The sequence below is a fragment of the Bradyrhizobium sp. USDA 3256 genome (genome assembly GCF_054058275.1).
In genome coordinates this window covers 138,307-151,277 of record NZ_JBSSAE010000001.1, presented here as the reverse complement: position 1 = coordinate 151,277, position 12,971 = coordinate 138,307, and the positions used below count along the sequence as shown (strand labels likewise).

At 59.6% G+C, this 12,971-nt stretch carries 8 protein-coding genes and 2 pseudogenes; 5 read left to right on the top strand and 5 right to left on the bottom strand.

Going from position 1 to position 12,971, the window contains the following annotated elements:
• Window positions 1-584 precede the first annotated feature (584 nt).
• The 4 genes and pseudogenes from ACVWY5_RS00760 (at window position 585) to ACVWY5_RS00745 (ending at window position 4,511) form a co-directional block, all read left to right on the top strand.
• Entirely contained in the window at window positions 585-992 is a 408-nt protein-coding gene (locus ACVWY5_RS00760; protein ID WP_028337967.1) for a hypothetical protein, read from the top strand.
• Window positions 993-1,034: 42 nt separating this feature from the next.
• Window positions 1,035-1,550, top strand: a complete 516-nt coding sequence (locus tag ACVWY5_RS00755; RefSeq protein ID WP_028337968.1) for a hypothetical protein — start codon at window positions 1,035-1,037, stop codon at window positions 1,548-1,550.
• 234 nt (window positions 1,551-1,784) lie between these two features.
• A complete protein-coding gene (locus tag ACVWY5_RS00750) occupies window positions 1,785-2,534 on the top strand; it encodes a cysteine hydrolase family protein (protein ID WP_063616677.1) in 750 nt (249 codons plus the stop codon).
• Window positions 2,535-3,177: 643 nt separating this feature from the next.
• A pseudogene (locus ACVWY5_RS00745) lies at window positions 3,178-4,511 on the top strand (IS5 family transposase).
• A 221-nt stretch (window positions 4,512-4,732) separates the two neighbouring features.
• Here ACVWY5_RS00745 and ACVWY5_RS00740 read toward each other — a convergent pair.
• Window positions 4,733-6,007, bottom strand: a complete 1,275-nt coding sequence (locus ACVWY5_RS00740) for an IS256 family transposase (protein WP_028337969.1) — start codon at window positions 6,005-6,007, stop codon at window positions 4,733-4,735.
• Window positions 6,008-6,762: 755 nt separating this feature from the next.
• On the opposite strand from ACVWY5_RS00740, the pseudogene ACVWY5_RS00735 reads away from it, so the two are divergent.
• Window positions 6,763-7,680 (top strand): annotated as a pseudogene (locus ACVWY5_RS00735) (IS256 family transposase); the annotation flags it as partial.
• Between the two features lie 260 nt (window positions 7,681-7,940).
• On the opposite strand, the gene ACVWY5_RS00730 reads toward ACVWY5_RS00735, so the two are convergent.
• The 4 genes from ACVWY5_RS00730 to ACVWY5_RS00715 form a co-directional block, all read right to left on the bottom strand.
• Window positions 7,941-8,102, bottom strand: a complete 162-nt coding sequence (locus ACVWY5_RS00730) for a hypothetical protein (RefSeq protein ID WP_321177222.1) — start codon at window positions 8,100-8,102, stop codon at window positions 7,941-7,943.
• Window positions 8,099-10,417, bottom strand: coding sequence for an AAA family ATPase (locus tag ACVWY5_RS00725; RefSeq protein ID WP_028338042.1), 2,319 nt, complete (start codon window positions 10,415-10,417; stop codon window positions 8,099-8,101). Before ACVWY5_RS00725 ends, ACVWY5_RS00730 begins: the two co-directional genes overlap by 4 nt.
• A gap of 556 nt (window positions 10,418-10,973) precedes the next feature.
• Complete coding sequence (locus tag ACVWY5_RS00720) at window positions 10,974-12,047, bottom strand: relaxase/mobilization nuclease domain-containing protein (RefSeq protein WP_028338043.1); 1,074 nt, start codon at window positions 12,045-12,047, stop codon at window positions 10,974-10,976.
• The gene (locus ACVWY5_RS00715; protein WP_038378112.1) at window positions 12,044-12,562 is read right to left on the bottom strand and encodes a plasmid mobilization protein; all 519 of its coding nucleotides are present in this window, start codon (window positions 12,560-12,562) and stop codon (window positions 12,044-12,046) included. Before ACVWY5_RS00715 ends, ACVWY5_RS00720 begins: the two co-directional genes overlap by 4 nt.
• Between the last annotated feature and the right edge of the window lie 409 nt (window positions 12,563-12,971).

The window sequence follows — 12,971 nt, the reverse complement described above, 5'->3', positions numbered from 1 at the left end:
GTCGAACATCCAATTGGGAACCTCGCGGCTAAACCCACGCCGCTCCTCGGTGTAGATGCATTTCAAATCCTTGCCGCGTCGGCAAGGTGCGACCTGAAGCGTCCGCCCAAAAAGCGGATGCCACGGATATGCAATTGTCGCGCTTCGAAGACTGTATGCAGAATGTCGCGTGTTGGGCCCTTTTGGCCCGGAACACATAAAGCGCACGTCGAACGGATCTGAGCCGGCATCGCGTACCAGCGCAACAAGCCCATCGATACCCTTGCGGAAGTCGACTGGATGGCTCGCCAGGAACACCTTCACGCCGGAGGGGATCATGCCGAACGGACCGCCCGGATCACCCGCTGCAGCTGCGCCTCGTCGACGTCCACGCCGGCGCGCACGATCACCTCGCCAATGGCAATTTCGATCACTGCGCCTGACACAGACGCCATCTCGTGCCCGGCCTGCTGCCTATACCGCCCTCCGGACATACGTGCGTTGAGGGAGACGCGATATGACAAAAACGATCAACATTCTGCTGGTCGTGGATGTCGTCGCCGCATTGGAGGCAGATACGCTCGCTGGCTCTCTCTACATGATCGATGACAACCGTCTCGGTGGCTCGCGCAATCAGGCTACTGCCGGGCCTCGCGACCGCCGTGGCGCCGGGAGACGAGATCATCTGGACGTTGTTGCCGATCGAATGCGAAAATCATGCCGCGATACGAGCGATCAAACTGCCGGCGGAAATCTGCGAGGTTCGGCGCGAAACCTATCCCGAGTCCGATGTCAGCTACTGGGTTGGTACGGTGAGGCAGCCGGTCGGCGACCTACCGCATGGGCTGACGTTGGAGCTTGGCAGCCGGATGCGGACACTCGATAGCAGTGCCGACGCGCACCTCATCGATGCCGCCCTCAACGCTTCCCCGGGTGCTACCCGAACCAAGAGTCCACGCCTCGTCGAGGCCGCTCTCAACGCTTCCCCGGGCACTCGAACCAGGAGTTCATGATGATCGTCACTCCGGCATCGCAGCGCCCCCCAGCAGCCAAGCTTGGCCTCCACACAGCTGAACATCGTCACCCTCATAGACGTTGCAGGAACCCTACGGGCCGGCGCCCTCAGCGGGAAGACTGGGCTGATGGACAATGGCGGCGAGAGTACCGATAAAGGCACGAACAGCTTGCGGACAGTGTGCCAGGGCCAAGCTCTGAACTGGCTGGTTTATTGTACTGACATGGAGAAGCGTCTGGACGGGAGCTGGCCTCTGTTCGCGCGTATCGTGAACATCGTTTTCGTGCTGCCCGATGGCACGCCACAGCTCGGCAAAATTTGCACTGATCTTAAGATCTATGGCGGCCCCGACAGGATCCGCAGTCCGTGGACCCCCTCCTCCTACTACTGGGCGGGCTCTGTCGACCTGGAGATCGAGCCGGGGCTCTATCCCTATCGCCTCGTACTTGAGGTCGACATAGTCGATCGAAATCGCAAATCGTATTTCAACCTGGATGGACCAGCCTTGCAGGTCATTCCTCTGAGCGCCATCCATGCAGGGAGCCAGCATGGATAAGAAGCAGCGAAGTTGTACGCGGACAGACCTACCCAATCAATCGCGGGCATTCCAATCGCGTGCTGCTCTGTCGCGCGCTTCTGGGCAGCCATCGGTAATACCGATCAGAGGAAGATGGAACGGCGCTCGGGCCGGCGATTGCATGATCCTTCGATTCAGCTCCGAACGCGTCCAAGAGCCCGTTAGCCTGCCTGCTCGGAAAAGTGAAGGGGATTATATGGGTAACGATATCTGGTGGCCTACACGTCGCAGATCCCGAGCCTGCGCGGGTCATTGCTGATCGACTGCTTTGTCCAACAATCTAAGGGAAATCTTATGAGCCAGCGCGCCGTCATCGTTATCGACATCCAAAACGAATACTTTCCAGATGGAAAGCTGCCCCTGGTTGGTATCGTGCATGGGGCCGCCAACGCAGCTAGAGTGATTCAGACCGCCCGCGCGCGTGGTGACGCGGCTATCCACGTTCAGCACGAAATGCAGGAAAGTCATCCCTCTATCTTCGCGCCGAACACCAGAGGGGTAGAGATCAATCCCATCGTCCAGCCACTAGAACGTGAGTCCTTGGTCGTCAAGCACTATCCCAACGCCTTCCGCGACACCGATCTGAAGCAGCGGCTCGATGCCGGGGGCGTTGAGGAGGTCGTGATCGTCGGAGCAATGAGCCACATGTGCATCGATGCGACCAGCCGGGCAGCCGCCGATTATGGCTACAAGATCACGATCTTGCACGACGCTTGCGCCACCTGTGATCTTCCATTCGGTGGCATAATCGTGCCTGCCGTGCAGGTTCATGCGGCCTTTATGGCGGCCCTTGGCGAGCAAGCGCTGATCGAGATGCAGCAGGATCGCCTCGATGCGTCGACCCGGGCCATCTACGACCGTGACGATCGCTTGCCCGAGCGCATTGAGCTAATGCAGTTTTGGGCAGATATGCTCGATACGTTTTGCGGAACCGACGCCGCGAAAATGCGGAAGGCTGCCTGACCCTGGCTCAAACTGCATCAAGGATCGGGACCTTCGCGGCTTTTGGATGAATGGCAATATTACAAGGGCTGTGCAAGCACCTCCCTGCGGATTGTCCTTCGAGCGGCCAAGAGACGAAGAGGCCGCTAACCGAGGCAGCCTCTCTGATTGAGCGGCCCCAGCAACATGGGGGCCTAAGGGGAAAGGCTCGTTGCTGGGGCCTTCTACCGGCCCGCTTGGCGCGTGCGGGCCAGGTGCAAAAATTCTCAAACTAGCAGTGCAGCGGCAGCAATCGCGATTGGGCAAAGCCCCAGCACGATGATGCCAGTGCGGAAGACTATCTCGGCCATTTGCGCTCCCCCAATCCGAACGGAACCGACCCAGTGTAGGTTTGCAGCTCCTCCCGGGGAAAGTGCAATTTGTGCCACTTTATCCTGAACCGGTATTCTTACGGTGCCGGCAGAAGCGCGGCCTCCCAACTGGTGTTGCTATCTAGTCGTCCGTGAAGAATGCGGATTGACCTGAGAAATAAGCAGAATTGGTCTTGATGTAGTATTCGATTTTGCAGGAAAGCGGGGTATTGGACCTCGCTTTCTTGCGTTTTAGGTTTTGCTTTTGGGTGATTCGTGATTCCCTGACAGCGTCGTCGACATTGGGGAATGCGATGAGCAAGCCGCGGGATGATCGCCAGAAAGACCTGTTGCTTCCGGCGCTTGATCAGATCATCGACAGGGTCATCCGCTGGTGCGGTTGGCAGCGCTGATCGACTGGAACATCCTGAATGAGCGCTTCAGTTCGGTGTGCCAAGCAGGGTCGGGACAGCCGGGCTTGCCGACGCGGCTAGTCGCCGGCCTGTTCATTTTGAAGCACATGCACAACCTGTCAGATGAGGTGCTGTGCGCTCGCTGGATCGAGAACCCCTATTACCAATACTTCTGCGGCGAGCTGAGCTTCCGCCACCGTCTGCCGTTCGATCGATCGTCGATGACGCGCTGGCGGCAGCGGCTCGGCGAGGAGCAGCTCGTTGCGCTAATCCAGGAAAGTCTGTCGGTGGCGCACAAGACAGGCGCCCTCGGCCCGAAGGACCTGGAGCGCGTGGTGGTCGATACCACGGTGCAGCCCAAGGCGGTTGCGCATCCGACCGACGCGCGGCTCCTGCATCGAGCAATCATCAAGCTGGTCGGGCTCGCCAAGCGCAACCGTGTGCCGCTACGCCAGAGCTATCTGCGCCTGGCCAAGCGCGCCGCCATCATGACTGGCCGCTATACCCACGCCCACCAGTTCAAACGCGCCCGGCGGCAGCTCAAGTTCCTGCGGACACGGCTTGGCCGGATCATCCGCGACATCCGCCGCAAGATTGATGGCGATACGGTGCTGGAAGCTCGCTTCGGCCCGTTGCTCGGTTTAGCGCAGCAGGTGCGCAGCCAGGATCAGCATCAGCGCGGTCCGAAGGTCTATGCGTTACATGCTCCGGAGGTTGAGTGCATCGGCAAAGGTAAAGCCCGCGCGCCCTACGAGTTCGGCTGCAAGGTCAGCATCGCCACCCCTGTGACGTCTCCGAAGGGCGGCCAGTTCGTGCTCCATGCCAAGGCGCTGCATGGCAATCCCTTCGATGGGCACACGCTCGGTCCCGTAATCGCCGACATGGAGAAGCTCACCGGGGTGGAGGCTCGCGGTATCCACGTCGACAAAGGATATCGCGGTCACAACCACCCGCATCGGTTCAGGGTCTGGATCTCGGGTCAGGTCCGCCGCGTTACAGCTTCCATCCGTCGCGAGATGAAGCGTCGCGCGGCTGTCGAGCCCGTCATCGGCCACGTCAAGGCCGAGCACCGCATGGACAGAAATTATCTCAAGGGACGCCTCGGCGACCGCATCAACGCTGTTCTCGCCGCTGCCGGCTATAACTTCGGCCTGCTGCTGCGATGGCTCGCAGAGCTCTTGCGTGTCATCATCCGAGCCTTCTTCGAGACCGTCCCGGCTCGAAACACCGCTTGAGCCGGGCGCTGCCGCCAGTTCTTCACGAACGACTATCTAGTTCGGACAACTCCGACCCAACTCACCGCTGGGCCGTTTTTTTGGGGGGATCAGGACGCCTTTGCCAGCATTTATATTTAATGCGAGCGCTCGGAACCGCGCGTAGACTGGCCTCCTTATGTTCCGGGGGGATGTCCCGATCGGTGTTGAACTACGTCGGGCCGACGCTGCCGGAATGAATGTTACGCGGCCCTCGTGACGTGGGCAACGGGCTTGATCGTCATGCGATCGTAGTGAGCTTGAAGGGCCGCACGCAGAACCAACAATTGCTTATGCGCCTTCAATCGTCGAAAGCCCTTGTTGGCCTCGATCATGCCGGCCGCGACCCATCGCAAGGCCATACCGGCATCCCGCCAGCGTTTGACGTTGCGCGTGACGCGGCGAATGGTGCCCATCATGTTCTCGGCGATGTTGGTACAGGCGAGCGATCGACGAAGTTCCTTCGGCAGCTTCAACCGGACGACAGTCAGGATTTCGTCGAGGCCTTCGAGGATGCTGGCCGCGACGCCGGGCCATTGCTGGTCGAGTCGACGCGCGAGATTGCGGATCAATTTTTCAGCCTTGTCGGCGTCATCGAGCTCCCAGGCCTGGCGCAGCACCCGACGGGTGGCCGCATGATGCTGTTTCGGCAGGCGTTCCATGATGTTGCGCGCCTTGTGGATCTGGCAGCGCTGGATCGCTGCGGCCGAACCGAAGGTGCGGCGGATCGCCTTCGACAACGCTTTCGCGCCGTCGGCGATGAACAGTCTTGGCACCGTCGGGGCGAGCCCGCGCGAGACCAGGTTGTCCAGCAGGGCCTGAACCGTTGCGGCATTCTCGGTCGCCCCTTCCACCAGAGCCAGCGGATGCTTGTTGCCTTCGCCGTCAACCCCGATCGCGGCGACCAGCACGAGATCGTCGCCGAGATGCAGCCCGTCGATTTGGACCACCAGAAGGTCGAGCGCGGACAGATCGGTAGCCATGAAGTCGGCCAGCCGCGCCGCCGACAGCGCTACGAACCTCCGCGAGGCCGCCGACTTCGAAACCCCCGATTCGGGCGGTGTCGGCACGTCACCCTCGGGCAGCCGGACAGCGCGGCCGAACCGGCGCGTCGACACATTGATCAGCATCAGGTTCATCGCCCAGCGACCGAGCCAATCCTCCTGCGCCGCCGTTTCCCAGCTCGGGATCGTGACCTCGCGGCCGTCCACGCCCCGGACCCGCGGGCGCTCGACCTCGATCTTGCCGCCGTGGAAACCGATTCGTCCCCGCGTTCGGCCCCAACGGTGCGCCCGCCGCGCCGCGTCGGGACCGTGGCGCGGCCCGCAGGCCGCCGTGACATCCGCCTCCCTCATCGTGCCGAGCGCCTCGATCCCTGCCGCAAGGCAGAACCGATCGAAGCTCGCTCGCACTTCCGCAAACGCGTCGTCCACAGCCTCGATCGCCGGCCAACCAGCCGGTGTGATATCTCTCGTCATGGCGTTGCTCTCCTTTGTGGAATCAGCACCCCGAGCCTACCGGCTCAAGGTGGGCAACGCCGACCTCTTCAGAAATTCAACAGAACCCGGGACATCCCCTGTTCCGGAAGGATTTCGACGGAGTGGAGCTCAGCCTCTTAGCCTTGGCGGCGGTATCGTTCATTGCGTTCGCCGTCAGCCTGAGCTGGCTTCTGATGTCGTGATCTCCAGTGTAACTGACGTCCTTGGCCTCAGCGTCTCCCGGCGTTGGGGCCGTTTCATGGGCGACATCTCGCACCGGGATTCTACGGAATCCACCTTGGCAGCATTTCACGCTAATTGTTGGCTGCCGGGGCTAGCTAGATTTCATCCCGAATTTTCGAATTTCCGGTAGAGGGGCCGTCTCGCGACACGGCCCCTTTTCTTTTGGCCCTCGCCGGGCCGTTCCTTTGATCATTTCGGCCGTAGTCGAATTGCGACCGGCACCCGCGAATTCAGCAGGCCTAGGACACTCCAAAAATCAACGGACAGCACCGAAAGGAAAAAAAGGCCCAGCGACGCTACGGCCTCGGGCTCGGCTGAGCGCCCTCATTCCGTTTAGCCCTGTTGGCGATCACCGCGAGCCGGTTATTAATCCCAGCCTCGGTCCGGCGCATCTGGAGCGCTATGAGCCGGTGATGAGCTATGACGGAAACTGGGTGATGACGGGTTGAGAAAGGCGGCGTATCGAGGCGGGTGATGAAGCCTGCCAGCAACCTCCAAAGGAGCGATACGCCGTGACCGAGACTACCAATGTTTTTCCTCTGCGTCAGCCCGATCAGATTGCTGATCCACTGACGGATATTCTGCGTGCCGGAGCTCGCGAACTGATCGCCCGCGCTGTCGAGATTGAGTTCACTACATTCCTGGAAACGACGAAGCATCTGGCGCTGCCGGATGGTCGGGCGCGCGTGGTGCGGCATGGATATGGGCCGGCGCGCGAAATTGCCACCGGCATCGGCCCTGTCGTGATCGCCCGTCCGAAGGCCCGCGACCGTGGAGCAAGCGGGCCAGGCGACAGGATCCGGTTTCATTCGACGATCCTGCCGCTCTGGGCCCGCCGGACGAAGAGCTTGGACGCGTTGATCCCCGTGCTCTATTTGCGGGGAATCTCGACCAGCGACTTCCAGGAGGCGCTTTCGGCCTTGCTCGGCAAGGACGCGCCGAACTTGTCGCCGCCGGTCATCGCTGGCCTGAAGAAGGACTGGCAGGCCGAATACGAACGTTGGCAAAAGCGCGACTTGTCGGCGCGGCGGTACGTTTATATCTGGGCGGATGGCGTCTATCTGCAGGCTCGCATGGAGGACCATGCCGAATGCATCCTGGTGTTGATAGGCGCCACGCCTGAAGGAAAGAAGGAATTGATCGGCTTCCAGGCCGGGGTACGCGAGAGCGCACAAAGTTGGCGAGAATTGCTGATCGATCTGCGCAAGCGCGGCTTGCAGATCGGGCCTCAGCTTGCTGTCGGCGACGGCGCTCTCGGCTTCTGGCGGGCGCTCGATGAAATCTTCCCCGGCACGCAACATCAGCGATGTTGGCTGCACAAGGTGAACAACGTGCTCGACAAGGTCGCGTGGCGCCTATCAACACCAAGTTCGGCGCGTCCTTGCCGAGCAAGGCCGAAAGCTAGGACCAGAGACCTAAGGTTCTTCCCAATTTAAATCCCGGCGGCCTAGCGGTTTCTTCCGCACAGCTAGTTCGGGCTGAGCTAGCATCGAGAGGACTACGTGCGAGGGATCTCTCAGTTCGACACGCATCAGGGCGTTAAAGGCGGCGCCAGGTAGATGTCACGCCGCCCTTGAATGGTGGTGATCTGCCCGCGCTTGCGCGCGTTATTGTTTGAGGGATCACTTTCCAGCTTGGGGGCGCATTATCGCCTTTCTCGCTGACAGCGATTTCGAATGCGAGAGCGAGGTCAAGTACCCGATCGAAACGTCAGCGCCAACTTCCAGCGCGTCTTTCCCGACCCGGCGCCCGCGTAGAGGAAGAAGCTTTTGGGCGCTGATAAATCAAGGCAAACTCGAATAGTCGCGTCAGCCTCAGCATCTATCTTGTCATCGTCGATCGCGCCAGTCATGCCTTCACGCCTCCATTTTCCGGAAGGATATCGACCTGTTTCTTTTCAAGCCGAGACTGAAGCCACGCGAGCCCCTCTGCAATGCAGGAAGGCACCTTGATTGCGTCGAATTCTTTGGCATCAATTACTTCGAGTGCAAACTCCGCCTTTTTGCCGGTCCGGAGGGCATCGAACATATCTTTGCCGACGACTCCGGCATCTCCGCCCTTAAGAATCGCTTCGCGGAATTTTCGAACAAGCCCGCCGCCATTTAGCTTCGAGAAGAACTCGAGATTCTCGAAGGCGAGCGCATCCTCAAAGGTGTACGGCTGTGCAGTCTCGACCTTCGACGCACCCAAAAGCTGCACTTGCACGGGAGTTTGATAGGCGGCGCGAACTGCAAAGAGCTGATCGTCCAAATTCTCCGATATCTTGGCCTTCTCATCGGCATCCATTAGCGCGTCGACATCCGGGAGCCGCGGCACCCATGTCTTCAACGTGTCATTGTTCGTCGTTTGGTCGGCTCCCCTTTGCGGCTGCGCCGAACTTCCAGTGGCATCTACCGAATCTAGGTCGGTAATGATGAGTGTTAATAGACCAAGACAGTCGATGAGCGGCTTTAAACGATGGGCATGACTGCCACCGATCTCCAACAGCGTTACGTAGCTCTGGTTCAACCGCTCATAGTTATTGCGAATCAAGTTCGGCAGCAGCATACGTTCCGCTGGTCCTTCGACCAAAATGGCTGCATCAGCGAAAAACAAATCGGCATGGTGCGCTCGAAGATAACGCGTGACGAAGCGCTGGGTCTCGTTCTTCGTGCCAAACACTTCTTGGAGGTTTATCACCATTGACACTGGGATGCGCGCTGCCATGCCTGCAGGAAGGCGCCTGAAATAGCGGAGATTGGCGAACGGGATTTCGTGGGCGACGTGGCTTGAATGTGTGCTGACGATTAGCTGTGTTCGAAATGTCTGAATGTCTTTGAGTTCGTCGTGTTGACGAAGAACAGCATAGGCTTTCTTTACAAATACCTGCTGCACCTGAGCATGGAGATGGGCCTCGGGCTCTTCAATGAGCACAAGGTGGAGAGGCTCAATTTCCACAGCCTGGGTCGTTTTCGCTGCCTTACCCACGCGCATCCAGGCATCACGAAAGCTCATGAGCCGAAAAATCATTGAGATCAGATTTTGGTAACCTAAACCGTTGTTGTTTTCGGGAAGGCGCAGCAAGGGTGTGACCTTACCCTCGGCACTGGTGACATCAACCATGAACGTTACGGCAGCCGCGTGATTTAGCCCATCGATCGCTTTCAAGCGGGTCGAAACCTTCGGACGTGGATCACTGACGCCAGGATAGCCCATACCTTCAACTTCCCGGAACGCTTCAGCGAAACTCTCGGTCATACGTTGATCAAAAGCGTCCTGTGCTGCTTCGATTGCTTGCAGAGCACCGAGATCTTTGGCGTCTGGACCTTTGGCTGGATCAAGATGCTTTGAGTAGTAGCTGCGAAGTTGATCCGATAGTCGGCTTCCCGCCGGACCGGACGACGCGCCGTCGTCGTCATCTTTCGCTGTCTCCTCGCCGAAACCGCGCTGGGCGGGAATATCATGAACGCGGACTAAGCCTCTAAGCGGGTCGCCATCTACGGGTAAAGACGAGGCTGTCAGAGGCTGGAGTTGAGCTTGAGATTTAACTGGTGATTTGAGCTGCGCGGGGTCCAAAGTGTAGGCTCGAAGCGTGAAATGCCTCGACAGGCGGCGGCTCAGATAGTCGACCAGGGTCGACGGCCAGAGAGTAAGCTTCGGCGATTGGGTGAGATCGGTATTGCCCTCCGGTTTCACGGCCGCCTGTTGTGCTGACGCGGTTACCCTTAGGCTGTCAGCTTCGGCTACGACCGCAATAAAGTCCTTGTACAGAACGGTAAGATCGTCTGGCTCATAGCGTATGCGAACGCCCAATGTCCCACCCTCCCAGTCGAGAGTTGGAATCAGGTCGCGAACCCGATGCATTTCGCCGGGTGCCACGTTTAGCCAAAGATCCAGAGTGGGCAGTAGGGACTCCCACGGCGTGATATCCAGGCTGATGACTTGATTTGCCTGGTTGGCGCTGAGCCAGCTTTGTCCGATGGCCTCAATTGATGGCCAGTGGCAGAGCGTAAAATCATGAAGCTCGAAGGGACAGCGCTGGGGGACGAGAAACCGCCGCAGCGCCAACATTGCGGAAGACTTACCGCTGTTGTTTGCACCAACGAAGAGCGTTGTCATCTCCGAAAGATCGACGCGTGTGGACAATAACTTTCTAAAATTAGCAATTTCGACGAAGTTGATGTGCAAGTCGTTCCCCCAGCATAGTCTGATTTGGTTCAGATTCTAGCCGGTTGGGGCATTTACACAACCATTAGTAGGTATCGCAATCGGAGACGTTTTGCGGCGGTCAAGGCGTCAAGGTGCGGTTAGACAATCGTCTCCCAGCCGCGCTTAAAACTGTTGCCGCCGAAGGCGGGTGCGGTACTTGAGGCCATTCTTTATCGTGGACAACCTCCGCTTGGGGATATTCCCGGCCTTTCCGGCCAGTCTCGCTGCGCGGACGCCGGGTATGCTCCCAGCATACCTCGAACGATCAAGACTCACTCTTGGATTAGCGAAAAAGTTCGTACTCCCTCGAAAAGTTCACGAATTTCCGGGGGCGGCGCGATGAAGAGTTCGATACGTATCGAGGAAGAACTCCCCTCCTTGGCAACAACGTCGATCGATAGCTCCTCGAAGGATTCGAATGTTCGCTCCACTCTCAAGGCAAGCGCTTCTTCGATGATCTAGCAAATGATCGCGTTTTGGTAGCGGGCAAGGGACTCGAACCGCCAACCCTAGGATTATGATTCCCTGCCCTCGGTTATCTGGTTCGCTCATTGCCTCGTGCTTTGTCGCGCACTTCCGCATCGACGTCCTGCTCAGCGCCACGCCGCCGAGTATTGACAAGCTCCTCAAGCTCATTCTTCAACACATGACGTCGGGTTTCGACAGCGGGCATCTCCTTAACGAATTGTCGAACTTGGCGAGCCAACTCGTGATCTGCTGCCACGCCAGACCGATCTAGCTCGGCGGCATACTCGTGGTATCGCCGCCTAATCGCGTCCTGACGAGCCTTAATCTGTTCGTCCCAAGGACGTTTGGCAGCCTTGCCGGCCCGCACCTCCGAACGCACCTCCTTACGGGCGAGCCGATCGACATCGGGCGTGATCTTTCGCTTGCGTAGAGCGAGCACCGCCCCGCGATCTGCCTTTCGAACCCGTCCGCGGGTTCGCCGCGGCGTTGCTTCCGCCGCGATCCCGCGAAGCCGGAGTTCGCCGGCAAACCGTTCTCGCCAGGCCTGAAGATCCGACTTGCGGGGGTTGAGACGCTTGCCGTCCTGGCCCAGAGACCGAACGGTCAAGTGCACGTGGGGATGCTTGTTGTCGAGGTGCTGGACGAAGACATAGTCGTGATTGTAGCCAAACGTCTCGATGGCAAATGCCCGGGCTGAATCCTTGACTGCAACGGCGTCGGTGCCAGCCGGCATAGACAGAATAATGTTGATCGAAAGCGATCCATCACGGCGACGCTTGCCGTCGAGACTGGCATCATCCTCCCAGCGTTGCTGCAGATCTTTCAATCCGGAACAACCCGCTAGCGTCGCGCCCTGCTCTGTTTCCGCATCGAGTTCGCCGTTTCGCGTGATGTACGCCAGGTGCGACTTGAGATGCGCCACGTCCTTGGTGCGGCCGGTGATTTTGACCATTACCTCCGGTGCTCGGCGCACGATGCGCTCGAGCTTTGCCCGCATCGCCGGCGTGAGGCGGCCTGGAGCCGCCGGATCGGGGATATCCCACTCGGCTCGCCGTGGGCGCCGATTGGGCGTTTCCCAGACGTACGAGATCGGCGGAAGATCGGAGGCTAGCCCGGTCGGCCGCGGTGAGCGCCGGCTCATCGCCGTCCATCCCAATAATCTGCGTTGCCGTGCAGGGCACTACGCAATTGCGCCAGCTCTCTTTCGATGGTCAGCTTGGCCTCTTGAATTGCGGGCACATCGGGCTCAACCGGCCTGCCCTGCAGCACACTGGCGTTCGCCGCGCGCGCGATCTGGTTGATGTTGCCGCCGATTCGGTTGAGCTCGCGAACGATCGCGCGAAGCGCCTCGTGCTCGCTTGGCGAATGCTGCACCGGCGAGCCCAATCGAGAGCGCACCAGGGCGACGATCCAACCGGTTCGGGTCATGCCACGCTGATGTGACACTTCCGCGAGCTGCCGCATCTCGCTCTCACGAAATCGCACCGTCACCTTTTCCGGGCGTCCGACCGGCAACGCCGAGATGCGTGGTGCGGGCGCAGCTAGCGCATCAGCAATAAGACGCCGCAACAGCGCGGATTTGCCGCCGTGGGTCGCTGCAAATGCTGAGAACTCCGCCGCGACTTGGTCGGAGACGCGAAGCGAGATTAGAGCCATGCACTCCAATCCCATTCGCGATGTAATACATCGCTGGCGCGAAGCCTATCCTGCACTAGAAAGTGCGAATCTCTCCACCCCCTCGATGTTGGTTCAAACCAACCGGCTCGGCAATCAACGCTCGTCATTTGCTGCAGGTGAGATCCGACCCAGGTGACGATCGATGCGCAACATTCCTCCGGGAGTGGCGCAGCCATCACCGCGACTCTTTGTATTGCTCGAACGCTGCGCGTGCGGATCGGCAACACGGGCACCGAGCATGTGGACCGCGGCTTTCCAGCAGCCTCCGGCCTCTCTACGGCGCTGTGGGGGGCGCGTTCGGCCTCCGGCTGCTGCGCTAACGCGCCATCCTTCGGATGGGAAATCCGCTCCGCCGGCGTGCCAAGCGCAGCAGTCTTTCTGGGGAGAC

Excerpts from the sequence above, each read along its gene's own strand:
- ACVWY5_RS00740 (WP_028337969.1), bottom strand. The coding sequence starts at position 6,007 with ATGACGAGAGATATCACACCGGCTGGTTGGCCGGCGATCGAGGCTGTG.
- ACVWY5_RS00760 (WP_028337967.1), top strand. The coding sequence starts at position 585 with ATGACAACCGTCTCGGTGGCTCGCGCAATCAGGCTACTGCCGGGCCTC.
- ACVWY5_RS00730 (WP_321177222.1), bottom strand. The coding sequence starts at position 8,102 with ATGACTGGCGCGATCGACGATGACAAGATAGATGCTGAGGCTGACGCG.
- ACVWY5_RS00720 (WP_028338043.1), bottom strand. The coding sequence starts at position 12,047 with ATGAGCCGGCGCTCACCGCGGCCGACCGGGCTAGCCTCCGATCTTCCG.
- ACVWY5_RS00715 (WP_038378112.1), bottom strand. The coding sequence starts at position 12,562 with ATGGCTCTAATCTCGCTTCGCGTCTCCGACCAAGTCGCGGCGGAGTTC.